Origin of the sequence: Streptomyces sp. NPDC048434 (assembly GCF_043200375.1) — a bacterium.
Lineage (GTDB): Bacteria > Actinomycetota > Actinomycetes > Streptomycetales > Streptomycetaceae > Streptomyces.
In genome coordinates this window covers 132,022-155,912 of the sequence record NZ_JBICXQ010000004.1, presented here as the reverse complement: position 1 = coordinate 155,912, position 23,891 = coordinate 132,022, and the positions used below count along the sequence as shown (strand labels likewise).

General features: G+C 70.3%; 23 protein-coding genes and 1 pseudogene. 19 read left to right on the top strand and 5 right to left on the bottom strand.

The annotated features are described in order from the left end of the window. Positions 1 to 35 precede the first annotated feature (35 nt). From ACGFWI_RS06525 to tgmB, 8 genes are all read left to right on the top strand, one after another. Positions 36 to 1,301: an NAD(P)/FAD-dependent oxidoreductase gene (locus ACGFWI_RS06525; protein WP_393904790.1), complete on the top strand. Its 1,266-nt coding sequence runs from the start codon at positions 36 to 38 to the stop codon at positions 1,299 to 1,301. After that, on the top strand, positions 1,298 to 2,071 hold the full coding sequence (locus tag ACGFWI_RS06520; protein ID WP_393904789.1) for a DUF1365 domain-containing protein: 774 nt from the start codon (positions 1,298 to 1,300) through the stop codon (positions 2,069 to 2,071). Before ACGFWI_RS06525 ends, ACGFWI_RS06520 begins: the two co-directional genes overlap by 4 nt. Continuing rightward, the gene (locus ACGFWI_RS06515; protein WP_393904788.1) at positions 2,068 to 3,387 is read left to right on the top strand and encodes a class I SAM-dependent methyltransferase; all 1,320 of its coding nucleotides are present in this window, start codon (positions 2,068 to 2,070) and stop codon (positions 3,385 to 3,387) included. Before ACGFWI_RS06520 ends, ACGFWI_RS06515 begins: the two co-directional genes overlap by 4 nt. Next, positions 3,384 to 4,679: a class I SAM-dependent methyltransferase gene (locus ACGFWI_RS06510; RefSeq protein ID WP_393904787.1), complete on the top strand. Its 1,296-nt coding sequence runs from the start codon at positions 3,384 to 3,386 to the stop codon at positions 4,677 to 4,679. Before ACGFWI_RS06515 ends, ACGFWI_RS06510 begins: the two co-directional genes overlap by 4 nt. After that, entirely contained in the window at positions 4,676 to 5,509 is an 834-nt protein-coding gene (locus ACGFWI_RS06505; RefSeq protein WP_393904786.1) for a DUF1295 domain-containing protein, read from the top strand. The genes ACGFWI_RS06510 and ACGFWI_RS06505 overlap by 4 nt, the downstream gene beginning before the upstream one ends. Further along, positions 5,506 to 6,219: an alpha/beta hydrolase gene (locus tag ACGFWI_RS06500; protein ID WP_393904785.1), complete on the top strand. Its 714-nt coding sequence runs from the start codon at positions 5,506 to 5,508 to the stop codon at positions 6,217 to 6,219. The genes ACGFWI_RS06505 and ACGFWI_RS06500 overlap by 4 nt, the downstream gene beginning before the upstream one ends. Positions 6,220 to 6,643: 424 nt before the next feature. Further along, positions 6,644 to 6,835: a putative ATP-grasp-modified RiPP gene (gene tgmA / locus ACGFWI_RS06495; RefSeq protein ID WP_030079154.1), complete on the top strand. Its 192-nt coding sequence runs from the start codon at positions 6,644 to 6,646 to the stop codon at positions 6,833 to 6,835. Positions 6,836 to 6,841: 6 nt separating this feature from the next. After that, complete coding sequence (tgmB, locus tag ACGFWI_RS06490; RefSeq protein ID WP_393904784.1) at positions 6,842 to 7,765, top strand: ATP-grasp ribosomal peptide maturase; 924 nt, start codon at positions 6,842 to 6,844, stop codon at positions 7,763 to 7,765. A 135-nt stretch (positions 7,766 to 7,900) separates the two neighbouring features. Here the strand turns inward: tgmB and ACGFWI_RS06485 are convergent, their stop codons facing one another. Together ACGFWI_RS06485 and ACGFWI_RS06480 are read right to left on the bottom strand one after the other, a co-directional pair. Next, positions 7,901 to 8,419: a hypothetical protein gene (locus tag ACGFWI_RS06485; RefSeq protein ID WP_393904783.1), complete on the bottom strand. Its 519-nt coding sequence runs from the start codon at positions 8,417 to 8,419 to the stop codon at positions 7,901 to 7,903. 169 nt (positions 8,420 to 8,588) lie between these two features. Then, entirely contained in the window at positions 8,589 to 9,854 is a 1,266-nt protein-coding gene (locus tag ACGFWI_RS06480) for an acyl-CoA dehydrogenase (protein WP_393904782.1), read from the bottom strand. Positions 9,855 to 10,504: 650 nt separating this feature from the next. Between ACGFWI_RS06480 and ACGFWI_RS06475 the strand changes: the two are divergent. From ACGFWI_RS06475 to ACGFWI_RS06460, 4 genes and pseudogenes are all read left to right on the top strand, one after another. Beyond that, positions 10,505 to 10,765 (top strand): annotated as a pseudogene (locus ACGFWI_RS06475) (hypothetical protein); the annotation flags it as partial. 207 nt (positions 10,766 to 10,972) lie between these two features. Beyond that, positions 10,973 to 11,515, top strand: coding sequence for a hypothetical protein (locus tag ACGFWI_RS06470; RefSeq protein WP_393904781.1), 543 nt, complete (start codon positions 10,973 to 10,975; stop codon positions 11,513 to 11,515). Position 11,516: 1 nt separating this feature from the next. Next, the gene (locus ACGFWI_RS06465) at positions 11,517 to 12,509 is read left to right on the top strand and encodes a ribosome-inactivating family protein (RefSeq protein WP_393904780.1); all 993 of its coding nucleotides are present in this window, start codon (positions 11,517 to 11,519) and stop codon (positions 12,507 to 12,509) included. Positions 12,510 to 13,340: 831 nt separating this feature from the next. Further along, positions 13,341 to 14,660: a hypothetical protein gene (locus ACGFWI_RS06460; protein ID WP_393904779.1), complete on the top strand. Its 1,320-nt coding sequence runs from the start codon at positions 13,341 to 13,343 to the stop codon at positions 14,658 to 14,660. Between the two features lie 89 nt (positions 14,661 to 14,749). Here the strand turns inward: ACGFWI_RS06460 and ACGFWI_RS06455 are convergent, their stop codons facing one another. Next, on the bottom strand, positions 14,750 to 15,208 hold the full coding sequence (locus ACGFWI_RS06455) for an RrF2 family transcriptional regulator (protein ID WP_393904778.1): 459 nt from the start codon (positions 15,206 to 15,208) through the stop codon (positions 14,750 to 14,752). 141 nt (positions 15,209 to 15,349) lie between these two features. Between ACGFWI_RS06455 and ACGFWI_RS06450 the strand changes: the two genes are divergently transcribed. The 7 genes from ACGFWI_RS06450 to ACGFWI_RS06420 all read left to right on the top strand — a co-directional run bounded on the left by ACGFWI_RS06450 (position 15,350) and on the right by ACGFWI_RS06420 (position 22,091). Then, entirely contained in the window at positions 15,350 to 15,886 is a 537-nt protein-coding gene (locus ACGFWI_RS06450) for a (2Fe-2S)-binding protein (protein ID WP_393904777.1), read from the top strand. Further along, positions 15,886 to 16,884, top strand: a complete 999-nt coding sequence (locus tag ACGFWI_RS06445; RefSeq protein WP_393904776.1) for an FAD binding domain-containing protein — start codon at positions 15,886 to 15,888, stop codon at positions 16,882 to 16,884. Before ACGFWI_RS06450 ends, ACGFWI_RS06445 begins: the two co-directional genes overlap by 1 nt. Further along, on the top strand, positions 16,881 to 19,130 hold the full coding sequence (locus ACGFWI_RS06440; protein ID WP_393904775.1) for a xanthine dehydrogenase family protein molybdopterin-binding subunit: 2,250 nt from the start codon (positions 16,881 to 16,883) through the stop codon (positions 19,128 to 19,130). Before ACGFWI_RS06445 ends, ACGFWI_RS06440 begins: the two co-directional genes overlap by 4 nt. An 88-nt stretch (positions 19,131 to 19,218) precedes the next feature. Beyond that, positions 19,219 to 19,929, top strand: coding sequence for a response regulator transcription factor (locus ACGFWI_RS06435; RefSeq protein WP_393904774.1), 711 nt, complete (start codon positions 19,219 to 19,221; stop codon positions 19,927 to 19,929). Beyond that, a complete protein-coding gene (locus tag ACGFWI_RS06430; protein WP_393904773.1) occupies positions 19,926 to 21,413 on the top strand; it encodes a sensor histidine kinase in 1,488 nt (495 codons plus the stop codon). Before ACGFWI_RS06435 ends, ACGFWI_RS06430 begins: the two co-directional genes overlap by 4 nt. Before the next feature lie 52 nt (positions 21,414 to 21,465). Beyond that, a complete protein-coding gene (locus ACGFWI_RS06425; protein WP_393904772.1) occupies positions 21,466 to 21,870 on the top strand; it encodes a hypothetical protein in 405 nt (134 codons plus the stop codon). Continuing rightward, entirely contained in the window at positions 21,867 to 22,091 is a 225-nt protein-coding gene (locus ACGFWI_RS06420; protein ID WP_393904771.1) for a hypothetical protein, read from the top strand. The genes ACGFWI_RS06425 and ACGFWI_RS06420 overlap by 4 nt, the downstream gene beginning before the upstream one ends. A gap of 175 nt (positions 22,092 to 22,266) precedes the next feature. Here the strand turns inward: ACGFWI_RS06420 and ACGFWI_RS06415 are convergent, their stop codons facing one another. Together ACGFWI_RS06415 and ACGFWI_RS06410 are read right to left on the bottom strand one after the other, a co-directional pair. Then, positions 22,267 to 22,926: an NADPH-dependent FMN reductase gene (locus ACGFWI_RS06415; RefSeq protein WP_393904770.1), complete on the bottom strand. Its 660-nt coding sequence runs from the start codon at positions 22,924 to 22,926 to the stop codon at positions 22,267 to 22,269. 166 nt (positions 22,927 to 23,092) lie between these two features. Further along, positions 23,093 to 23,350 (bottom strand): WhiB family transcriptional regulator, encoded by a 258-nt coding sequence (locus ACGFWI_RS06410; protein ID WP_393904769.1) that lies wholly within the window; start codon positions 23,348 to 23,350, stop codon positions 23,093 to 23,095. Between the last annotated feature and the right edge of the window lie 541 nt (positions 23,351 to 23,891).

Here is a 23,891-nt window from a genome sequence, read left to right as displayed (position 1 = left end):
ACGCGGCCCCGCCCCGATATGAGGAGGCACCTGCTGTGGAGCGTCGACGGATAGCTGTGGTGGGCGGCGGGGTGGCGGGACTCACCGCCGCGTATGTGCTGCAGCAAGGCGGATGTGAGGTGTCGCTGTACGAGGCGGAGGACCGTCTCGGCGGCCACGCCCACACCCACGACACGGCCTCGGGAGACGGCCGGGTGGTCCGCGTCGACACCGGCTTCATCGTCCACAACGAACGCACTTACCCGCTGCTGCTGCGGCTGTTCCGCGAACTCGGGGTGGCCACCCAGGACTCCGAGATGAGCATGTCCGTACGGTGCGAGGGCTGCGGTCTGGAGTACGCCGGCGCCCGCGGGCCGGCCGGGCTGTTCGCCCAGCCGCGCAGCGCCCTGCGGGGGCGCTATCTGCGGATGCTGACCGAGATCCGGGCCTTCCACCGCGCCGCGCGCACCACGCTCGCCACCGAGCGCGGTGACACGCTGACCCTCGGCACCTTCCTTACCAACTGCGGCTTTTCGCGGTATTTCATCACCCACTTCGTCACTCCGCTGGTCTCCGCGGTATGGTCCTGCGCCCCCACGACCGCCATGCAGTATCCGGCCGCCTATCTGTTCCGCTTCCTCGAACACCACGGGCTGCTGTCCGTCAGCGGCTCCCCCCAGTGGAAGACGGTGACCGGCGGCTCGGTGGAGTACGTCAGCCGGGTCGGCAAGCAGCTCACGGTGGTCCGTACCGGCACGCCGGTGCGGGCGGTGCACCGCAGCCACGACCGGGCCACGGTCGTCGCCGAGGACGGCACGGAGCGCGCGTACGACGCGGTGGTGGTGGCCGTCCACCCCGACCAGGCGCTGCGGATGCTCGCCGACCCCACCGATGACGAACGGCGGGTCCTGAGCGCGTTCCGCTACTCGCGCAACACCACCCTGCTGCACAGCGACACCTCGCTGCTGCCGCGCGCACGCGGGGCCCGGGCCTCGTGGAACTACCTGATGGCCTCCTGCCATACGCCCGCGGACCAGGTGCAGGTCAGCTACCACATGAACCGTCTGCAACGGCTGGACACCCCCGAGGACTACCTCGTCACCCTCAACGCCACCGACCGGGTCGCCACCCACCGGGTCCTGGCGCGCATGGTCTACGAACACCCCCTCTACACACCGGAGTCGGTCGCCGCCCAGCAGAGTCTGCCGCAGCTGAACTCGGCGGTCACCGCCTTCGCGGGCGCCTACCACGGCTGGGGATTCCACGAGGACGGCTGCCGCTCCGGGGTGCAGGCCGCCGCGGCCCTGGGGGTGCGCTGGTGACGCCGCGTACCGCCGAACCGGCCGCCGTCCCCGCCACCGGCGTCCGCACACCCGCGCTCTACGAGTGCCTGATCTCGCACGCCCGCACGGCCCCGGTCCAGCACTCCCTGCGCCACCGCACCTACATGTGGCTGGTCGACCTCGACCGTCCGCCGCGGCTGCCCTGTGCCCTGCGCCCGCTGGCCCGGTTCGACCCCCGGGATCACTTCGGCGGCACCGCACCGTCCCTCCGGGCCGGGCTGGAATGGTTCCTGGCGAGCCGTGGGGTGCGGCTGGACGGCGGGCGGGTGCTGATGCTCGCGCACGCCAGGGTCCTGGGCCATGTGTTCAATCCGCTGACCCTGTACTGGTGCCACGACCGCGGCGGCGCGCCCCTCTGCGTCGTGGCCGAGGTGCACAACACCTACGGCGAGCGCCACTGCTATCTGCTGCACACCGATGAGCAGGGCCGGGCGGAGGTCCCCAAGGACTTCCATGTCTCGCCGTTCTTCCCGGTCGACGGCGCCTACCGGATGCGCCTGCCCGAACCGGCCGACCGGCTCGATCTGACCGTACAGCTGCGACGTGGTGACACCAGGCCGTTCACCGCGACCGTGCGCGGCACCCGGCGGCCCGCGACCGCGGGGCAGCTGCTGGCCACGGTGCTGCGCCACCCCTGGTCGACGGCCGCGGTCACCGCCGGGATCCGCCGCCACGGCATCGCCCTGTTCCTGCGAGGCCTGCCCGTCCAGGCCCGCCCCCGCCACCGTATCCAGGAGGGTATGCAGTGAAGACTTCCGTCCCGGACCGCACCGCAGCCGGTTCCGCCCTCGCCCCGTACGCCGCACACACGACGACTCGGGAGCGGGTGGACGCCGCCAAGTGGCCGGATGTGGCGCGCGGTTCACGCGGCTCGGCCGGCCGGACCGCCGTGACCCGGCTGATCGTCCAACGGGCACTCGCCTCCCTGCCGCTGCGGATCGCGCTCGGCGACGCACCCGTCACGGGCGCCGAGGGCCCCCTGCTACGGGTACACGACCCGGACGCCTTCTTCCGCCGGATCGGCACCGACGGGCTGATCGGCTTCGGCGAGTCCTATATGGCGGGGGAGTGGGACGCGGACGAGCTGGTCGGCGCGCTGACGGTCCTCGCCTCCCGCCTCAGTTCGCTGGTACCGCGCCCTCTGCAGCGGCTGCGCGGCGCCTGGGCGCAGCGCCGGCCCCGCGGACAGCGCAACACACTGGAGGGCGCACGGGAGAACATCCACCGCCACTACGACCTGTCCAACGACCTGTTCGCGCTCTTCCTGGACCGGACCATGACGTACTCCTCGGCCCTCTTCCGGAAGCGTCCCGCCGCGTGGAGCGATCTGGCCGATGCCCAGCACCGCAAGATCGACCGGCTGCTGGATCTGGCCGGCGTCGGCGCGGGCACGCGCCTGCTGGAGATCGGCACCGGCTGGGGAGAGCTGGCCCTGCGCGCCGCCGCCCGCGGCGCCCGCGTCGTCTCCGTGACCCTGTCCCAGGAGCAGCGCGAGCTCGCCATGACGCGTCTCGCGCAGGCCGGTTACGCGGACCGGGTCTCGGTCGAGCTGTGTGACTACCGGCAGGTGACCGGTGCCTACGACGCCGTGGTGAGCGTGGAGATGATCGAGGCCGTCGGCGAGGACTACTGGCCCGTCTACTTCGACACCCTCGAACGCCTGCTGGTGCCCGGCGGCCGGATCGCGCTCCAGGCGATCACCATGTCGCACGACCGGATGCGCGCCACCCGCACCACCTACACCTGGATCCACAAGTACATCTTCCCCGGCGGCCTCATCCCCTCCGTCCAGGCCATCGAGGAGTCCGCCGCACCCGCCGGTCTACGGGTGGAGGAGAACGACGGATTCGGCGGCCACTACGCCGAAACGCTGCGGCTGTGGCGCGACCGCTTCACCGCACAGCCCGCCACGGTCGGTGCGTTGGGCTTCGACGTGGTGTTCCGCCGCATGTGGGAGTTCTACCTGGCCTACTGCGAGGCCGGATTCCGGGCCGGCTACCTGGACGTACGCCAGCTGCTGCTGACCAAGGCCGCCACGACGGCACGGGACGGGGGTCTCCGATGACGCGTGTTGCGCCCCGTCTCGCCGCACTGCTCGCAGCCCACTTCGGGGGAAACCTGCCGGTGCGGCTGCGCGCCTGGGACGGCAGCGAGGCCGGGCCGAAGACCGCCCCGGTCGTGGTGCTGCGCTCACCCCGGGCGCTGCGCCGTCTGCTGTGGCAGCCCGGTGAACTCGGCCTGGCGCAGGCGTACATCGCGGGCGATCTCGACATCGACGGCGACCTCGCCGACGGTCTGAGCAGAGTGTGGCGCTCGGTACGGGAGCACGGCCCGGCCCCCGGCTCTCCCGGCCCCCGGCAACTGGCCAGGGCCGCCGTCACCGCACTGCGGCTCGGTGCACTGGGCCCGCGCCCGCCCGCGCCCGGGGCGCCGCGGGCACGGCTGCGGGGCGCGCTCCACAGCACCGTCCGGGACCGCGCCGCCATCAGCCATCACTACGACCTCTCCAACGACTGGTACGCGCTGCTGCTGGACGAGACCATGGCCTACTCCTGCGGCTACTGGAAACGCCCCGACGACCCGTCCTACGGGCCGGCCGACGCCCAGCGGGACAAACTGGAGCTGGTCTGCCGGAAGCTGGGCCTTCGTCCCGGGGCCCGCCTCCTGGACGTCGGCTGCGGCTGGGGCAGCCTCTCGCTCCACGCGGCGCGGGAGTACCACGCACGGGTCACCGCGGTCACGCTCTCGCGAGAGCAGCACGACTTTGTGACCGCCCGGGTGGCGGCGCTGGGGCTGAGCGAGCTGGTCGATGTCGAACTCCGGCACTACCGGTACATCAGGGGAGACGGCTATGACGCGGTGTGCGCGATCGAGATGGGGGAACATGTGGGCGACGCCGAGTACCCGGACTTCGCCGTCCGGCTGCATGCGTTGCTGCGCCCCGGGGGGCGGGTGTTGATCCAGCAGATGTCCCGTGGTGCCGCCGCGCCCGGAGGCGGTGCGTTCATCGAGTCCTACATCGCCCCCGACATGCATATGCGCCCGCTGGGCGAGACCGTGGGCCTGCTGGAGGCCGGCGGGCTGGAAGTGCGGTCCGTCGAATCCCTGCGGGAACACTATGCACGGACCATCGCCGCCTGGCACCGCACACTGGAGACCCGCTGGAAGGAGTTCGTGGCGCTGGGAGGGGAACCGACCGCCCGGGTGTGGCGGCTGTATCTGGCCGGTGCCGGCCTGGCGTTCACCGAGCGCCGCATGGGCGTCGACCAGATCCTCGCCGTACGCCCCACTCCGGAGGGAGAAGCCCTCATGCCGGCGACGCCGGACGACTGGCATACACGGGAAGTCCGGCAATGACCGGATTTCCCTGGGCGGCCTTTGCCGTCAACCTCGCCGCGGCGGCCGGTGCCGCGTTCGCCGTCATGCTCACCACGTTCGCCGTCGCCCGGGTCAAGGGGATGCACCGGCTGGTGGACATCGCATGGGGAGCGGCGTTCACGGCGGTGGCCCTGACGACCTGTGCCCTGTCCACCGGTCACGGGGACGACGGCCGGCGGATCCTGGTCACCCTCGCCACGGCGGTGTGGGGACTGCGGCTCTCCGTCCATATCGCCCGTCGCGGGCGCGGGCACGGGCACGGGGAGGACCCGCGCTATGAGCGCCTGCTGGCCAAGGCCCCCGGCAGCCGTGATGTCTACGCCCTGCGCACGGTGTACCTGTTGCAGGGCGGACTGGTGTGGCTGATCTCGCTCCCGGTGCAGTTGGCGCAGTATGTGGCGGTGCCGCTGGGGGCGAGTGCCGTCGCCGGCGGGCTGTTGTGGGCGGTCGGCTTCGTCTTCGAGAGCGTCGGGGACTTCCAGCTCGACCGGTTCAAGGCCGGCCCGGACCACCGGGGCCGGGTGATGGACCGCGGCCTGTGGGGCTGGACCCGACACCCCAACTACTTCGGTGACTTCCTCGTCTGGTGGGGGCTGTTCCTGCTGGCCTGTGGCACCGTGCAGAGCGCCGCGGTCGCCGTGGTCTCGCCGCTGGTGATGTCGTACCTGCTGATCTACGGCAGCGGTAAGCGACTGCTGGAGAACCACTTGGCCGACCGCCCCGGATACGCCGCCTACACGGCCCGCACCAGCGGTTTCTTTCCGCTGCCACCGCGCCGCCGCCCCGACCCGGAGGATCCCCGCCCATGAGGACAGGCCCGGCACGGCCCACGGACCCCGGCAGCGGCGACGGAGGCCGGGGCGCGCACCGGCCGCTGGTGGTCCACCGCCATCCGGACGCGCCACGGGCCGCGGTGCTGCTGATGCACGGGGGGAGGGCCGACGGCCGCACTCCACCCCCGCGGCTCAACCTCCCCGCACTGCGGATGCGGCCCTTCGGATCCGCGCTTTCCCGGCCCCCGCGCGGGCGGGAGCTGCTGCTCGCCTCCGTGCGCTACCGCTGCCGAGGATGGAACGGGCCGCAGGCGGACGCCGCCCAGGACGCCCGCCGGGCGCTCGACGAGCTGGTCGCGCTCGCCGCTGACCTACCGGTCGTGCTCGTCGGCCACTCCATGGGCGGCAGGGCCGCCTTGCACATCGGCGGGCATCCGGCGGTCCGCGGCATCGTCGCCCTCGCCCCGTGGTGCCCGCCCGACGAGCCCGTCTCCCATCTGCGCGACAGGACCGTCGTGCTGCTGCACGACACGCACGACCGGATCACCGACGCCGAGGGCTCCTGGCTCTTCGCCGACCGCGCCCGGCAGTTGGGAGCCCGGGCCCACTCGGTCGCCATGCCGCGCGGCGGACACACCATGCTCCGTGGCGCCCGCCAGTGGCACCGGCTGACCGTGGATCTCGTCGCCGCCCTCCTGGACGGCACACCGTTGCAGGTCTCGGCCGACGGAAGGTTCCCCGGGTAGCGGCCCGCACCGCCCGCACCAGCAGCCCCGCACGGCACGCTTTTCTTCCGGCGCCCCGTCAGTCGCCACACGGCCGGGACGCAGGGAGAGATGGCCTGATCCGGCGCGGTTCTCGCCGCCCCACGGATCCCGTGCCGGGGCCCTTCCGCGTGCCCAAGTCCCGTGTGGGGAAGTCTTCTTCAGGGTGGGGGCATCCGAGTGCGCTCTTGCCCGAACGGGCCGTCAGGGCATGCCTCGACGGCGGTACTTGGCAAGGCCGGCGAGTACGTGATCGTCGCTTTTCCGTCAAGAGAATCGCCGGAAACGAGCAAAAGAGGCAACTTACTGACCAGATTGTCGCGTCTTCCGTGCAGAGTCATCAAACGGGGCCCAAAAGCTTGCCCCGTGCCAAGGGCTCAGAAACCGGGCTTTCGAAGGAGAAGGTATGCGACCGTTTGCGTTGAGCTACGCCCGTCCGGCGGTGAAATCACCGACGACCACCCCATACAGCTATGACGCCACCCGGCAACTCAACGTCCTCCCGGACGGGCGCCCGGCCACCTGTAGCCGGGCGGTGCTGCTGGCAACCGGCACCACCGCCTCCACCGCCGGTTCCAAGACCCACTTCGACGACTGAGCGCCGATGACCGTCCTGGTCCTTACCTGCGAGGAAGACTTGACGGCGGACATCGTGGTGTCGACGCTGCAGGACCTCGGGGTCCCGCTCGTCCGCCTCGACCCCGCCGACCTGCCGGGGAGGGTCGCCGTGTCGGCGGAGTACGCCGAGAACGACTTCCACGGGTATCTCAAATCGGGCGAACGCATGGTGAGCCTCAATAGTCTGCGCTCGGTATGGGTCCGCCGCCCCGGCACCCCAGGGGCGCGCGCCGCGGAACAGTCCGCCTGGATCACGGCGGAGTCCGAACAGGCGCTGTACGGCATGCTCTCCTGCACCCCGGCACGCTGGATGAACCATCCCGTCGCCTCCCTGCAGGCACGCAACAAGCCGTGGCAGCTCCGTATAGCCCATCGCAGCGGTTTCCTCGTGCCCCCCACGCTGATCACTACGTTCCCCGCGGTCGCCCGGCAGTTCGCCGCCGCCCACCAGGACCTCGTGGTGAAATCGGTCAGCGGGAAGCACCCCGGCGACCCGCCACTGGTGCTGCCCACCACACGCATCAGCCCGGACGCGGACTTCAGCGGGGTCGCGGCCGGCCCGACCCTGCTCCAGCAGCACATCCCCAAGGAGGCCGACATTCGGCTGACCTGCGTCGGCGAACATCTCTTCGCCGCCCGCAAGAAAGCCGATCCCGAGGAAGTGGACAGCCGTTTCACCCAGCACGGCACCTGGGAACCTGCCGAGGTGCCGGACTCCGTCCACCGGGCGGTGAGCAACTATATGGAAACCGCCCAACTTGCCTATGGTGCCTTTGACTTCGCAGAAGACCCGGATGGGGCCTGGTGGTTCCTCGAATGCAACCAGGGCGGCCAGTTCGGCTTCGTCCAATTGGAGACCGACCAGCCCATCGCCCAGGCCATCGCCACCTGGCTGGCGGTGGAACCTTGACCTGACCCCGGAGCGGCGGTCGGCCGCGGACCACGGCGCCGCGAGGCCGAGGCCGCGTCGTCCCCCTCCTCCCTTCGGTCCCGGCGGCGCGCCGTCTCCCGAGCACGGCGCGCCCCGGCCACCACCGCCGTCCCCCTACTTGATCAAGACGTTCGCCACCACGATGAACAGCCCGATCAGCACATCCACACCACCGACCCGGAAGGACCCCGGCCAGCCCCGGCCCGCCACCCGGGCCGCCCATACCCCCCAGCCGAACAACGCCACCATGTTGATGGTCAGGGCGACGTCGATCGCGCTCTCTTCGCCCCACCACTTCGCCTGGGCGCCGAGCAGCACGGCCATCGTCGGCACCATCGCGGCCACCAGCGGCCATTCGGTCAGCATCGAACGTACCGCGCTGGCGGTGACCTGGGCGTCGTCGTCCGTCCGGTGCGCGATGGAGTGGGCATAGCCGTGCGCCGCGGCCGACGCCACTGCCGACAGCGCCACCCACAATGCGTCGTACCCGGGATCCGCCGGTGTGCCTTCATGGCTCAGCGCGGCCGCCAGCGCGCTGGCGAGCACCGAACCGTACACCCCGCCGAACAGCAACCGCTGCAGGGGTTCCCCCCGTCTGGCGGGCGGCAGGGAATCGCTGCGAACTACGGACAAGGCGCCACCTCACAGGACCGACAGGCTGCCCCCGCTTCGGGATGCACACACGAGATGTAGCAGCCGCGGCGCCGATCCGTCCGACGCTACGCCGACAGTTCCGGCGAATTACCACCTCACCCCGGCTCCGCGCGGAATGACGGACTCCGCCCGGCGGACCGCAGCTTCGTCAGACGCGCAAGGTCAAGGGCGGATGCGTACCGTTCAGATAGTGGTCGCCGATGTCACGGAGCCTGTGGGTGGGGGAGGCCTGCGCCGTCAGGATGCGTGCGTTGCGCCAGAACCGGTCGAATCCCGGGGCACCGGCCGGGGACTCGGCGCCCTGGGTGAGTTCCAGGACGCGAGTGGTGATGTCCATCGCGGACCTGCTGGTGACGGCCTCGGCCGCGGCGACGAGGACCGCGATGTCCGCGCGCTCGTCCACACCGAGCCCCTGCCCCGCGAGCAGACCGCGTGCCAGTGCCTCCGTCGCCGAGTCGACCACCGCCGCGGCGGTGTGGGCGGCCGTCACCAACTCCCCGTACGCGAGAAGGAGATAGGGATCCGCACCCGGCCGCTCCGGGTACGCGCCGTCGTCCGCACCGGCGGCCGGCCAACTGCGCGGTGCGGCCCGGTTGAGGTCCCGGGCCTCGGCAAGCGCTCCTTCGGCGGTCCCCAGGCTGACATGGACGAGGGCGAGCCGGAGAGCCAGCGGGGCGAGCGTGGCGAAGGGGGCGACGGCGTGCTCGTCGCGGGGGACGGCACCGAGGACGTGGTCAGCGGGGACGGGGACGCCGTCGAAGCTGATGCTGCCGGCGCCGGTGAGCCGCTGGCCTAGGCGGTCGTTCTCGGCATCGGCCGCCACGCCTGGATGAGCCGGGTCGACATACACGATCAGTGACTCACCGCTGTAGGCGCATACCGCGCCGAGCACCAGCCGGTCGGCGACCTGGACACCCGCGGCGAGTGTCTTGCACCCGTGGAGGACGTACCCGCCGTCGACCGGTGTGAGCGTCAGGTCGGGACCTGCCGTCGGCTCCAGGTCCGGGAGATCGGTACTCCCGCTCCAGAGCCACTGCTCCGCCGCCGTCCGGAGTTCGAGTCCGTCGGCCTTTTCCGGGCTGCCGAAGAACCGTGCGCTCCACGACAACACATAGTGCCGGCCCAGCAGTTCGCCGACCGAGCTGTCGGCCGCCGCGATCTCCCGGATGACCGCGCAGGCGGTGCGCCAGTCGGTGCCGCGCCGGGCCGGACCGGGCGGCGTCAGCAGCGCGGGCAGTCCCGCTTCGCGCAGCCGTGAGACCTCGTCGAACGGCGGCTTGCCCGCGCGGTCGCGGCCGAGGGCGTCGACGGCGAGATCGTCCGCGATCTCCCGGGTGACACGGAGCCGGAGCCCTTCATCGGCAAGGTGGTTGAGCTCTATGAAGGCGGGCCGTACTGCGGATTTCTTCGGCATTGCGCCGTTCACCGTCCTGTCGGGTGTCTCCGGCGCGGGCAGGGAGATCCGGCCGCCGGCCAGAGGAACGGAACGCATCGGTGTCCGCACGCCCACTTCGACCCCCTCCGGCTTCCCTAGTTTTCCCACTGGATTGATAGGGAATAGAATGCTTCCGGACTGCGGGCGGATCAAGGGGCGTTCAAAGGGTGGACAGACCGGTCTTGACATCCGGACCGCTTGTGGAGGCCCTCCGGGCGGCCGGGCCCGCTGCGAAGTCGGCCGCGCGCTCTGTGGTACCCCCGTGGTGACCGGGCGCCAGGGTCCACTGCGTCCCGATACGTGCCCGTCCTCCCGCTCAGCGCACGATCGGCCGGACACGTCCTGGCCGGCTGGCCGACGTTGGGGCTCTTACCTGCGAGGGGAGGACGGCAGTTCCACGGGAGTGGCGTTCACGGCAGTTCCACGGGAGTGGCGTCCACCATGGCGACCGCTACGTGTACTTCCTCCGGACCGACCCTCGCAGGTTCGGCAATTCGGGCCAGGACACCTGGAACGGCGGCCAGATGAACTTGGCGATGGTCACCGATTCCCGGGCCGATCAGGTCCGCGTGCTCGAGAACCCGGCCTACGACCCGGACCCGAACGCCCCGAACAACCGATACGGGGACATGGTCAGCGTGGGCTCAACCTCCTGCCGCGCCCATCAGCACGCCGCAGGCGCCCGCACCGACGCGCCGCGTTTCCCCGGACGACGCGGGCCGACCTGCTCGACCTCGTTCAGATGAGGCCCTGGGACGCATCCGTGCCCCACGTCCGGCCGGCGGTCATCCGCGTACCCGCCCCGGCCACCTGGGTGGCGACAAGACGTGGCGTACCTCTTCCACGGCACCGTGACCGTTGCTGCTGTTCGCCTCTGGCTTCGGTCGTGACCCGCCGGACAGCCGCGGAGTCGCGCCAACGGCTCCTCGGCCTCATGTCCGGCATTCGTGAAGGCTCGCGTTGAGCAGTCGTCAATGGAACGTAGATCGCGGCTCCCTAGCGTTTCTGGCGCATCGATCTCCGATCAACGGCGAGGTGAAGTACGCATGTTGTTCCGCACGCGAGGCAAAGGGAAGGTCTCTTCCTTATACGCCGGGGTGAACACGCCCCGGCGGCGGTCCGCGGTCATGGCCGGGGTGCTCGTGAGTGTGTCCATGGTGGCGCTGGGGACGGCTTCCGCGGCGTCGCAGGGTTCGGGGGAGCCGACGAAGGGTGCTGTGCAGGCGGCTCCGGCGACCGACTCGGCGCGTGAGCACTGGCAGCCGCCGACGGTCCGGAGCGATGGCCCCGATGACCCGCAGCCAGGCAAGATCAACACCGACTACCTGATCAGCGAGGTATCGCCGGCGCAGTTCAGGGGCTATTGGTACCAGTCCCACATCAAGGGGGTCAGTGTCACGTGGGTGGCGCCCTCTGGGCGGGATCCGTACAACGGCTGGGACTGGATCGAGATCCAGGACAGCAGCGGCAAGCGCATCACGTGGGACTGGGCCTGTGGCAACGCCAACTGCGGCGCGTACGGCTCGACCCTGATCGACGCGAACCTGACGAAGGGCAAGGAGTACAAGGCCCTCTATTACAGCGACGGGGGCCGGGTCACCAAGGGCCAGTTGCAGGCCGAGTTCGAGTTCTGGGCCTGACATGGGAGACACGGAAGAGATGACGCGAAGGGTTGAGCGGGCCGAACGGTCCGAACGCGGGCCGGTGCGGCGGCGGTTGGTCAGCGCGGCGGTGGTGGTTTCGGTGCTGGCGGGCACCCTGGGCGCGGGAGAGGCGGTTACCTACGGTGCACCGGCCCGGCCCGGACAGGACCAGAGTGTCCAAGCCCAGTCCCAGGAGCAGGCGCAGCCGAGGGCGGTGACGGATGACGAGGATTTCGCCGACCTCTATACCCGTACAGTCGCGAACGTCCGCGGCGCGATGCTGGGGGAGCAGAGCGTCCGACGGCCCGGTGCCGGCCACCTGATCCAGAATCCCGACCCCGAAGCCTTTCAGTCGATCAACATCGGACGGTTCACCGAGGACGAGTTCATCCTGGGCGGCATGGTCCGAGCGGTCTTCCGTAGGTCCGACAGCTATCTGCTGGGGTTCTACGTGGAGAACCGGGACGCGAGCCGGCGGGTGTTCTACACGTTCACCGAGCAGGTGAATGGCCGCACGAGGGACATGGTCCCGAACGACGTGTACCCGCGCGTCCGCAGGGAGCACTTCGGCTGGGGCGTCACCTACCAGGGCCTCCCCACCACCACTATCAGCCGGAGCCGCCTGCGGGAGGCGGTGCTCGCCATCTTCCATCACGACCCGAACACGAGCACCCACACGTTGGAGACCGGAGTCCAGGCATTGGCCGTGGCCCTGGCGGAAGGGGCGCGGTTCCAGGCGATTCCCGCGCAGATCGCTCAGGCGATCCGTGGCAGGTCGGCCTGGGTCGTGGGCAACCACGCGGACGAGATCAGGAACTGGGACCAGCGGTCCAGGGTCGTCTTTCAAGCACGCGCCACCGACCCGAGCGGTTATGGCGAGGTGTGGCAGCAGCGCCGTGAATACGACTGGAATGGGGCCCACGTGCTGCTGACCGCGCTGGACCTGGCTCGCCGGCTCTACCTGATCAAGCCACCGACGAGGAAGGGCTGACCTTCACAGCACCCCACAAGGCGCTCACCGGGAGCGGCTGCCGCCGTGCTCCATCGCGTGCCGGAGGATGCACTGCTGCCACTGCTGCCACTGCGCCAGTGCCTCGGCGCGGTCGCCCCGGCGTCTTCGGCGGCGACGCCCGTCGCTGTTGCCGGCCGGCGCACCGCACTTGGGAGCCGCACGTCGTCCACCACCCACACTTGGGTACCGGTCGCCTGGCGCAGCCGCTCGGCAGTCCGGTTGTCACCGACCTATCAGACGGGCCCTGGTCCAGCCGGTCGTACGAAACCCATGCATGAGCCGGAGGCCGGAGAGGGGCCAGAACTGTGTGCGGGCGTTTGTCAGAAACTTCCGGCCCTGACACGCTGTCCGCATGCGAGTCGTCAGAAAGCGGAACGTGCTCCGGCCGCGGCAGGAGCCGACTGGCAGACGCGACGCCGCATAGATGCAGGAAGCCGAATCGCGGCGCATCCAGCGCCCGATGTCCGGCCTGCGGTCTGCGTAGCTGGGCACCAAGCGCTGGTTGCGCCGCACACGAGCGTCGTTGCCGACGCGGACGGGAGCCTCAAGTCCGCGGGCAGCACGGGGGCTGCACGGGCCATATCGGGCCTGTCGCGCGCGGCGCGACCGCCCTTCTTGGGATGCATGGTCCCTTCGTGTGCCGGGCGTTGACACCGGGCCGGAGGGCGAGGTGGTGCAGCCTGCCCTGCCCGGGGAGTCCCGCGAGCTCACCGCCCCGGCTCGACGCCGCACCCGGCGTCCGCGCGCCGCTGACGGCAGCTTCGGATCCTGTGACCATCGAATCCGCACGCAACGAGAGGGAGTTGTGCCATGAAGATCAACCAGGACGCTGAGGTCCGGACCTCCCGGGGAGGGAACCCGGTCTCGCGCAGATGGCTGCTGGGGGTTTCCGGCGGGGCCTTCCTGGCAGTCGGCTGTACGAAGGAAAGTCAGGGCGACCAGGTGGACTCGGCGAAGAAGCCCGAGGGTAAGGATGCCCTGCAGAACCGCGCCGCCGTCGCCGGCCCGAACGGTGTACTGGGCGCAAACTTCAATGAGGACCCGGCCCATGTGGACAAGGCCGTGCTGAAGGCCCTTGGCGCCACCTGGGTACGCGGCTTCGTGCTGATGGACACAATCAAGGACGGCACGGACCCGTTGCAGCAGCCGGCGATCCGGAAGCTGCTGGAGATGCACGGACAGGGGTTCGGCACGATCCTGGCGCTGAAATTCCAGTTCAGCAAGGAACATCAGACCGTCCCTTCCCCGGCGACGGAAGAGATGAAAGCCGAACTGGCCGCGGTGGACAAGGTGTTGCAGGCCGTACTCGACAAGGTGGACATCCTCACCATCGGCAACGAGCCCTTCCTCGAAACCCATCAGGAGGAGAGGGTGACGAAGCTCAACCCCTTCTACCGGGAGGTGGCCAAGCACGTCATTGCCTACCGGGAGAAGCGATTCCGTAACGGCTGCCGGACGCATCTCTACATGGGAGCGCTCAACCGCCTCGACGATCCCCGAATGATCTCGGAGGCGACCAGGGGCTGGATCGAGTTCGTCAACAAGACTCCACAGCTCGAGGGCCTGGACATCCATCCGCACGTGACGTCGGCGGAAGCCGCCCAGAAGTACCTCAACTACGTACTTCCCAAGCTCCACGACAACAAGAAGTTCCTCGTCACCGAGTTCTCGCTGGTGGGGTACTACGAGAAGCAGATGACCCAGACCATTCCCACGGACTTCGTCAATGCCTACGAGAAAGAAATGGACATCACCCGGGGAATGAAGGTGTGGCAGCTTCTCAAGCTCGCGAAGGAGCAGCCCTTCACACAGAAGCAGTGGAACGATTTCCTGCGGATGAGCCCGTGGTTCGAGAGCCACAAGCACTTCATGCGGGATCAGGTGAAGAAGTACCGGAAGACGGGCCGGCTGGCCGTAGCCACCTACGGTGTGATGCAGGCAAAGGCGATGGTGACGAACATCAACGCGGGCAAGAAGCCCTGGATGCTGAACAGCCTGTACGTCAACCTCACCGTTCAGCACGACAAGGGTGACAAACTCCCGCACAACTACACCGTCTTCGACGACTTCACATCTCTGCAGCGGGAACAGGACCGCCTCCCGGTGCGTCCGACGAAGGCGCACATGTAGGCACCAGCCCTGCTGGTCCTCCGCAGCGGCTCGCGCCACCCACCAGCCCCCCCGCCGGCACGTCCCGCTTCATGTACTTGTTCAGCTGGCTAGGGGTTGGTCCAGGACGCGGGGTCCTCGGTCAGTGCGGACACCGGGTCCGGCAGCTCGGCCGAGGCGACATCGGCCAGCGACACACCGTCGAGGATCTGGCGGACGTTGGCCCGCAGGGCGATCCACAGCGGCAGCAGTGACTCGGCGGGCCCCGAGTACGACAACTCCGGTGGACGGACGCCGCGTACCGACACCAGCGGGCCGTCCACGACACGGATGACATCCGCGATGCTGATGGCCTCCGCAGGCTTGGCCAGCCGGTAGCCGCCGTTGCCGCCGCGCTGACTGTGGACGAGCCCGCCCCGGCGCATGTCGTTCAAGATGCCTTCGAGGAATTTATGCGGGATGTCCTGTGCTTGGGCGATGGCCTCCGCCTTGAGCGGGCCCGCATCCCGGGCAGCGGCGAGCTGCAGCGCCGCCCGCACGGCATAGTCCGCTCTGGCTGAAATCCGCATGCTCCGCATTATCCCGTAAGGGGCACGGCACAGGACCTCCGGGTGCACCCACGACCGCTCCCGTGGAACACCCCGCCCGGTTGCGAGCCCGGACGACCGGACGGACGCTCGACGTACGGCATCGACTCCGAGGTGAGTGTCGTGGCAGACAAAGGTGCGCACATGTCCGTCGCCGAGTCCTCGACCATGGAAACGCGTGGGCCCGACAGCGTGGAAATGGCCCTGGTCGTCAACGGCGTCTCCCACGTCCTGGACCTGGAACCCCGGGTGAGCCTCCTGGACGCCCTGCGTGAGCACATGGCTCTCACCGGTTCCAAAAAGGGCTGTGACCAGGGAACCTGCGGAGCGTGCACGGTCTGGGTCGACGGGATCAGGGTGCTGGCCTGTCTGACCCTGGCCGTCACCTGCGAAGGCCGGGAAGTGACCACCATCGAAGGTCTCGCCGAGGGCGATGAGCTGCACCCGATGCAGCGCGCATTCGTCGAGCACGACGCCTTCCAGTGCGGATACTGCACACCCGGGCAGATCATGTCGGCCGTCGCCCTGCTGAACGAAGGGCATGCCGGGAACGACCGCGAGATCGCCGAGTGGATGAGCGGGAACATCTGCCGGTGCGCGGCCTATCCCCATATCCGCTCCGCCATCCGCGAGGTGCGTGGCCGGAAGGCAGGACAGTGATGCGTGCCATCAGCTACACCCGTGCGACGGATGTGACCGGTGCGGTCGCGGCGGTGACGAGTGACCCCGGAAGTTCCTTTCTGGCGGGCGGCACCACTGAAGTCGACCTGCTCCGGCTGGATGTGCTGCGTCCCCATCGCCTCGTGGACATCAACCGGCTGCCCCTGGCCGGGATCGAGGACCGGGCCGACGGAGGGCTGTTCATCGGCGCGCTGGCCCGGATGAGCGAGGTGGCGGAGGCACGGGCAGTCGTGGAGCGCTTCCCGATGCTGTCCCAGGCACTGCTTCTCGGGGCCTCCGCGCAGCTGCGGAACATGGCCTCCATGGGCGGAAATCTGATGCAGCGCGTGCGCTGCGCCTACTACCGCGACCCCGAATCCGCCTGCAACAAGCGCCTTCCGGGCAGCGGCTGTTCCGCTCTGGACGGCGTCCATCGCGGTCACGCGATCCTCGGCACGAGCGAGCACTGTATTGCCACCCACCCCTCGGACATGGCGGTCGCGCTGGTCGCCCTGGACGCCGTCGTGCATGTGGAGGGCACCCATGGATCCCGCAGCATCCCGGTCGACGACTTCTTCCTGCTCCCGGGCGACACACCCGAGCGGGAGCACCCCCTCACACCCGGCGAACTGATCACCGCGATCGAGGTGCCCCCGGTCCCCATGGCGCGCAGGTCGCTCTACCTCAAGGTGCGCGACCGTGAGTCCTACGAGTTCGCCCTCGCCTCGGCAGCGGTGGCGCTGGCGCTGGAGGACGGGGTGATCCGCGAGGTCCGGCTCGCCCTCGGCGGCGTGGCGACCAAGCCGTGGCGCGCTCGCCGGGCCGAGGAGGCTCTCGTGGGGCAGCGCGCCGACGTGGGCGTGTTCGCACGGGCCGCGGGCGTGGAGCTGGCCCCCGCCCTCACCCGCCCGATGAACGCGTTCAAGGCGGAACTCGCCCGGCGGACCCTCGTCCGTGCCCTGCAGACCGCTGCCGCGCAAGGAGAGGGGACAGCATGACCACGGGCGCCACTCTCACCGCCATCGGCCGGCCTCTCGCCCGCGTCGACGGCCGCGCCAAAGTCACCGGAAGCGCCCGCTACGCAGCGGAGTACACCCTGCCCGGCACCGTGTACGCGGCGCTCGTCGGCGCCCGCACAGCCTGCGGACGGGTCACCGGAATCGATACGAGTGCCGCGGAGAACGCCGGCGGTGTGCTCGCCGTACTGACCCACCACAACCTGCCGAGAGTCGCCGGCCGGCCCCATCTGCTTCCGTCGCTGGCCGGCCACGCCGCCCCCGGGGAGAGCTTCTTCCCGATGCAGGACGATGCCGTGCACTACTTCGGACAGCCCGTGGCCATGGTGATCGCCGACTCGCACGAGCGCGCCCAGTTCGCGGCCCGGCAGGTCCATGTCGACTACGAGCGCAGCCCCTCCACGACCACCCTCGAAGAGGGCCGGGACCAGGCCTACGAACCCGAGGCGATCTTCGCCGGGTTCATCCCGGCACGCAGCGTGCGCGGCGACGTCGAGGCCGGTTTCCAGGCGGCGACCCAACGACTCGACGCGACATTTCACTTCGCGGCGAACCACCACAACCCCATCGAGCCATCGGCCACCACAGCAGTCTGGGACGGCGACCGGCTCACCCTCTACGACGCCACACAGGGGATCGTGGCAAGCCAGAGCACCGTGGCGGCGCTGCTGGGCATTCCCCCGTCGAAGGTGCGGGTCCGTGCTCCGTTCGTCGGCGGGGGATTCGGCTGCAAGGCCATGATCTGGCCGCATGTCACCCTGGCCGCCATGGCCGCCCGGCATGTGCGGCGCCCCGTCAAGCTGGCACTCACCCGCGAGCAGATGTTCACCTCCTGCGGCCACCGCGAGGAGCAGGAGCAGCGCATCGAACTCGGTGCCACGGACGACGGCCGGCTCACCGCCCTGCGCCACCACAAGCTCTCGCTGACCTCACCCTTCGACGACTGGGCCGAACCCTCGCTCAGCATCGCCTCGCAGGCGTACGCCTGCCCCCACTACGAGGGTGTCTACCGGCTGATCCGCAGCAACACCATGACGCCCACCTTCACCCGCGGGCCCGGCGAGACCACCGGCATGTACGCGCTGGAATGCCTGATGGACGAGCTCGCCCACCGCATCGGCGTCGACCCGGTGCAACTGCGGATGCGCAACCACGCCGAGTCCGACCCCAACACCGGCCACCCGTGGTCGAGCGACGGTGCGCAGGAGTGCTACCGCCGTGGCGCGGCCCGCTTCGACTGGCAGTCCCGCAACCCCGAACCCCGCTCCGAGCGGGACGGCAACTGGCTCATCGGCAAAGGCATGGCCACCGCCGGATACCCGGTGTTCTTCCCCATGCAGCCGCAGCGAGCCCGGGCCCGTCTCTACGCCGACGGTTCCGCCGTGGTGCAGGCAGGCACGCAGGAGTTCGGTACCGGATCGGCCACCGCGATGACCCAGGTCGCCGCCGACGGCCTGGGTGTCTCCCTGGAGGATGTCCGGTTCGAGTACGGCGACACCGATTTGCCGAACGTCGCGGCCACGGTCGGCTCGGCAGGCGCCGGCATGATCAGCGCCGCGGTGCACACCGCGACCACCACGCTCCGCGACCAGATGATCGAGCAGGCGATCGCCGACCCCGACTCCCCGCTGCATCTGGCGGACCCGGCCGCCGTCGTCGTCCGTGCGGGGCGGATGGAGCTACGGGACCGGCCCGGCAGCGGCGAGTCCTACCGCGACCTGATGCAGCGCCACTTCATGACCGATATGGATGCGCTCGGCAGCTGGAGCCCGCCGCCCGCGAACGTGCCGTACGGACTCGCCACCTTCGGCGCGCAGTTCGCGGAGGTCGCCGTCGACCCGGAACTCGGTGTGGTCCGCGTCCGCCGGATGGTCGGTGCCTTCGCCCCGGGCCGGATCCTCAACGCCAGGACCGCCCACAGCCAGGTCATGGGCGGCATGATCTGGGGCATCGGCCAGGCGCTGCTGGAGGGCACGCTGGTCGACCCCCGCGACGGCCGCTGGGCGAACGCGAGCCTGGGGGAGTACCTGGTACCGGTCAACGCCGACGCCCCCGACGTCGACATCGAGTTCGTGGAAGTGCAGGACACGGTCGTGAATCCGCTGGGCGTCAAGGGCCTCGGGGAAGTCGGCATGGTCGGCGCCGCGGCAGCCATCGCCAACGCCGTCTTCCACGCGACCGGCCGGCGCACCCGGGATCTGCCGATCAGGATCGAGGACCTGCTGTAGGACCGGTCTTGCCTTCTGGACCGTGGTTGAGGACCCCCGGAGCCCATGACGGATGATTTCGTCAGGCGGCGGTCCCACGGAGGCATACATGTACGGACAAAGCAGTACCAGCCGGGTCCTGCTGGTGGATGATGACGCGGCGATCCGGCGGTCGCTCGGGCGCGGGCTGCGGCTGAACGGCTTCACCGTCGGGCTGGCGGACGGCGGCCGGGCCGCGCTGGAGCGGATGGACGAGGCGCCGCCGGACGTCATGGTCCTCGACATCTCGATGCCCGACCTCGACGGCATCGCGGTGTGCCGACGCCTCCGGGAGAGCGGCAACGACATACCCGTGCTGATGCTGTCCGCGCTCGACGAGGTCACCGATCGGGTCGCCGGACTGCAGGCGGGCGGCGACGACTACCTCGTCAAACCGTTCGCCCTGGACGAACTGGTGCTGCGCCTGCATGCGCTGCTGCGGCGCCGCCCGCCCGCCCCCACCGATGCCGTACGCGTCGGCGGTCTGGCGCTCGACACGGTGGCGCACCGCGCACGGCTCGACGACCGGGAAGTGGAGCTGACGCGACGCGAGTTCGCCCTGCTGGAAGTCCTGGCCCGCAACGCCGGGCAGGTGCTCACCCGCGACCAGCTTCTGGAACGCGTATGGGGCTACGACTTCGAGGTGCGCACCGATGCGGTGGACACCTTCGTCAGCTATCTGCGGCGCAAGCTGGAAGCGGGCGGGCGGAGCCGGATCGTGCACACGGTGCGCGGCGTCGGTTTTGTGATGCGGGACGACGAGAGCGGGGCGGCGCGATGAGACTGTCCACCCGGATCGCGCTCGTGGTCGGGATGGTGGTGCCGCTGCTGGTGGTGCTGTCCGGCTGGCTCCTGGTGCAGCTGGTGGGCAAGGATCTGCGCACCCAGGCGGATCAGCGCCTCACCGAACGTGCGCAGAGCGTGGCCGTGGCGGCGCGCGGCCTGTTGCGGGCCAGCTCCCACGACCGGCCTCGCGCCGAGCAGGCCCGCCAGCGGAAGCTGTTCACCTCGGCCCTGGAGGTCGGCGTCCGGCTGTCCGGCCCCGACGGCACCGTCATGGACGGCCCGCAACCCGCCGCATCGGTTCCCCTGCCGGCCGAAACACACCATCCGTCCACCGTCCGGTCACACGGCAAGAGCTGGCGGGTGCTGGCCGTGCCGGTCACCGGCCGCGGGGTGCACGGGGTGCTGTGGCTGTTCTCCCCGGACACGGCGCGCGAGGCACAGCTCGGGATGGTGCGCCGGAGGGTCGTCACGGTGGCGCTGTTCGCCGCTCCGCCGGCCGGTGCGGCGGCCTGGCTGCTCGCCGCCCGCGCGGCCCGGCCGTTGCGGCGTCTGCAGCAGGCGGCCGGCGGACTCGACCCGCACACCGGCGCCGCTCGGCTGGATCATGCCCCGACCCGGATCACCGAGGTCGACGACCTCGCCCGGACCCTGCAGACCTTCCTGACCCGGTACGACGAGCAAGCCACCCGCACCGCCGAGGCGCTGGCCTCGGCACGCTCGTTCTCCGCCGCCGCGTCCCACGAGCTGCGCACCCCGCTGATGAGCATGCAGACCAACCTCGACATCCTCGATGCGTTCCAGGACCTCGATGCCGCCGACCGGGCGGAGACGGTGCACGATCTGCGGCATGAACACGCCCGTCTGCTGGGCCTCTTGGTGATGCTGAGAGCACTTGCCCAGGGCGATCTGGTCGAGGCGGACTCGTTTGCCGCCATCGACATGGCGGATCTCGCCGATGAGGCCGCCGCGGACATCCGGCGCCGGCACCCCGGGGCCGACGTCGTGGTCCACAGCAGCCCGGGGCTGACGCTCCACGGATGGCAGCCCGGACTCCGTTCGATGCTGGACAACCTCCTGACGAACGCACTGGTCCACGGCCGGTCCGCCGAGACCGGCGCCCACGTTGCGCTCTCCCTCCGTGCCGGTGAGGACAGCGGCTCCCCCTGCATCGTCCTCGGTGTCGAAGACCGGGGGCCGGGAGTGCCGCACCAGCGCCGGGATGCGATCTTCCAGCGTTTCCAGCGCCGTCCGGACAGCCCGGGTTCCGGCCTCGGTCTCACCCTGGTCGCGCAGCAGGCCGCCCTGCACCGGGCCGGTTTGCGGGTTCTGGACGGCCCCGGGGGCCGGGGCGCCCGCTTCGAGGTCGTGTTCCCCGCCGCGCCCGCCCACCGTCCTCAGCACACCGCGCTGCCCGCGCACCGGGACTGGCTGGCGGACCCCGCGAACCGGCCACAAGGTTTCCACAAAGAACGTCCCTAACGTCTCCTCGCGGACGGGCACCGTGCCCGCCACGCTCGTGAGGAGGACCCTTATGCGTACCCGGAACATCGCCCTCTCTTCGGTGGCTGCGGCGACCGCCCTGCTCGGTGTCGCCGGCACCGCCGCCGCGGACAGCACCCCGGCACCGTCCGCCTCGGCCAAGACCCGCACGGGAGACGGCGCGCAGGCGCTGTGCAAGCGCGTCCCGAAGATCGAGAAGCGCATCCACAAGGCACTTCACCGTCTGCAGGGCAAGGCCGGAGCCCGTGGCTCCGTTGCCCGCCTGGAGAAGCGTGTGAAGAAGGCGAAGGCTGCGGGGCACACCGAGATCGCGACCTTCCTCAACCACAAGCTCACCCACCGCAAGTCCCTCGTCCCCACGCTCCAGCAGCGGCAGAAGGACCTCGCCAAGGTCGCCACCTGGTGCGGTACCCACCACAACGCGGCCTCGTCGTGACCCGTAGGGGACAGGCCGCCGTGCTCGGGGCGATCACCCTGATGTGCGGACTGCTCGTCGCCGGATGCGGCAACGGGGTGCGCGCCGAGGGCGACGCCCCCCATGTGACACCGTCGCCGTCCGCGCCCGCGCCCACCGACCTGGCGGGCATGCGCAAGCTGGTGGACGGTGCCGAGAGCGCGGCGGCCGCCGCGGACTCCGATGCGGCCGCGGACCACTGAGACCCGCACCGAAGACGGCGCGCGTACGCCCCGCCACGACGGAGGGGCGTACGGAGCACAGGAGCAGTACACCCGAGGCACCCGCCACCTCAACGGGCCTGCCGACCGGGTGCCGTGCCCCGGCCGTCCCCTCGCCTGAGCGCGCCCCACGACCGGCGCGCTCAGGCGATCCGGCTCAGTCCTCGGCCCGCTGGGTGACGGGAGCCTCGGTGCGGTCTCCCGGGAACTCGTACCACCGGCGTTGCAGACAGACGTAGCGCGCATCGGCCTCGACGAGGCGGAGGAAGGCCGTGACGGTCTCGCTCAGGCGCTGTTGCAGTGCGGGATCGGCCAGCTGCCCGTCCTCGGCGAACCCCTCATGGGCCGCAGCAAGGCTGAACATGTCGGGGTAGACACGGGTGCCCAAATGCTCCAGCGGAACCCGCAGCGCCCACAGCCCCCGGTTACCGCCGACCAGGGACGGGGAGGCGGAGACCAGCAGCGCATGCTTGGTCTTGAACGGCTGCGGCCGGACCCGCGAGACCCAGTCGATCGCGTTCTTCACGACTCCTGGCACGGACGCGTTGTACTCGGGCGAGGCGAGCACGAAGGCGTCGCTGCGCTCCAGCCGGTCACGCAGCGCCAGCGCACCCGCCGGCACCCCCTGTTCGGCCTCCACATCACCGTCGTACAGCGGCATGTCGAATTCCCGCATCGTGGCGAGGTCGACATCGGCGCCGGCCTCGGTCATCATGCGGGCGACCAGGGAAGCCAGACGGGCATTGCTCGACCCTGCCCGCAGCGCGGCGCCGAGAACGAGGACGCGCAGGGGTCCGGGGTGTGCATCCGTGGGCATGGTGACGTCCTTCCGGCACAGCAGAGCGCGTGCCCGTTGCCGCTGGACACGGCCGCTGCCTGGGGTGACGAAAGCGTACAGGCGCACCGGCGGCACACCCGGTACCCACCACGCCATGTCCTGACCTGCTCCGGAGCCGCCGGAACCGTGCCGGCCCGGGCGCCCCCTACGCGGAGGCGCCGCGAGCCCGGTTCCGGGCGGCCCTACGCCGCATGGCGCGCCGCTCGTCCTCGCTCATCCCGCCCCATACACCCGCATCCTGACGGGATTCGAGCGCCCACTGCAGGCACTGCCCCATCACCGGGCAGCGGCGGCAGATGGCCTTGGCCTCCTCGATCTGCAGGAGCGCGGGGCCGGTGTTGCCGACGGGAAAGAAAATTTCCGGGTCCTCTTCGCGGCACACCGCGTCGTGGCGCCAGTCCATGAATACCTCCGTTCTCCTCGGCCGAGCGCGGTCGAGTCCCTCAGTGCGAGGCGCCGGGGCTGCCCACTGACGTTCTCAACTGCCTTGCCCGGCCGTCTTGTTGTCCTCGCGTGCCCGATCCTGCGCCCACAATGCTTCGTCACCGCAGAACGGCGCATTCCGGTCCGGCGCGGCGCGGCGCGAACACCGTTGCCTTCGGCTGTATCGCGCCGCCTACCCCCGGCTCGGCGTGGCACTCCTGCACCGCGCGCCCTCCCGGATCCCGCATCCGGCTCCAGGTGTCCGGTGGCCGAGTGGGGGTGAGCGAAGCCGTATTTCGGGCGCCGCGGCAGGCGAGAGCCTGGGGACGTCACCGGCCGACGCACGCGGCGTGGCCGTCCTGGAGTGCCCGTGGCCGGCATCTCTGCCTCCCGCCGTCGGGTCCGGGCCGCGGCGCGCGGAAGTGGCAGCGGTGAGCGAGGTGCGGTGCGATGTGCCGCTGATCGTTCACCGAACGAAATCTGCAGGGGGCTACGGTCGGCCCCTCGGCTCGGCGTACCGT

Excerpts from the sequence above, each read along its gene's own strand:
- ACGFWI_RS06425 (WP_393904772.1), top strand. The coding sequence starts at position 21,466 with ATGCGTACCCGGAACATCGCCCTCTCTTCGGTGGCTGCGGCGACCGCC.
- ACGFWI_RS06415 (WP_393904770.1), bottom strand. The coding sequence starts at position 22,926 with ATGCCCACGGATGCACACCCCGGACCCCTGCGCGTCCTCGTTCTCGGC.
- ACGFWI_RS06500 (WP_393904785.1), top strand. The coding sequence starts at position 5,506 with ATGAGGACAGGCCCGGCACGGCCCACGGACCCCGGCAGCGGCGACGGA.
- tgmB (WP_393904784.1), top strand. The coding sequence starts at position 6,842 with ATGACCGTCCTGGTCCTTACCTGCGAGGAAGACTTGACGGCGGACATC.
- ACGFWI_RS06410 (WP_393904769.1), bottom strand. The coding sequence starts at position 23,350 with ATGGACTGGCGCCACGACGCGGTGTGCCGCGAAGAGGACCCGGAAATT.
- ACGFWI_RS06430 (WP_393904773.1), top strand. The coding sequence starts at position 19,926 with ATGAGACTGTCCACCCGGATCGCGCTCGTGGTCGGGATGGTGGTGCCG.
- ACGFWI_RS06435 (WP_393904774.1), top strand. The coding sequence starts at position 19,219 with ATGTACGGACAAAGCAGTACCAGCCGGGTCCTGCTGGTGGATGATGAC.
- ACGFWI_RS06445 (WP_393904776.1), top strand. The coding sequence starts at position 15,886 with ATGCGTGCCATCAGCTACACCCGTGCGACGGATGTGACCGGTGCGGTC.
- ACGFWI_RS06440 (WP_393904775.1), top strand. The coding sequence starts at position 16,881 with ATGACCACGGGCGCCACTCTCACCGCCATCGGCCGGCCTCTCGCCCGC.
- ACGFWI_RS06505 (WP_393904786.1), top strand. The coding sequence starts at position 4,676 with ATGACCGGATTTCCCTGGGCGGCCTTTGCCGTCAACCTCGCCGCGGCG.
- ACGFWI_RS06460 (WP_393904779.1), top strand. The coding sequence starts at position 13,341 with ATGAAGATCAACCAGGACGCTGAGGTCCGGACCTCCCGGGGAGGGAAC.
- ACGFWI_RS06480 (WP_393904782.1), bottom strand. The coding sequence starts at position 9,854 with ATGCCGAAGAAATCCGCAGTACGGCCCGCCTTCATAGAGCTCAACCAC.
- tgmA (WP_030079154.1), top strand. The coding sequence starts at position 6,644 with ATGCGACCGTTTGCGTTGAGCTACGCCCGTCCGGCGGTGAAATCACCG.
- ACGFWI_RS06455 (WP_393904778.1), bottom strand. The coding sequence starts at position 15,208 with ATGCGGATTTCAGCCAGAGCGGACTATGCCGTGCGGGCGGCGCTGCAG.
- ACGFWI_RS06510 (WP_393904787.1), top strand. The coding sequence starts at position 3,384 with ATGACGCGTGTTGCGCCCCGTCTCGCCGCACTGCTCGCAGCCCACTTC.
- ACGFWI_RS06465 (WP_393904780.1), top strand. The coding sequence starts at position 11,517 with ATGGGAGACACGGAAGAGATGACGCGAAGGGTTGAGCGGGCCGAACGG.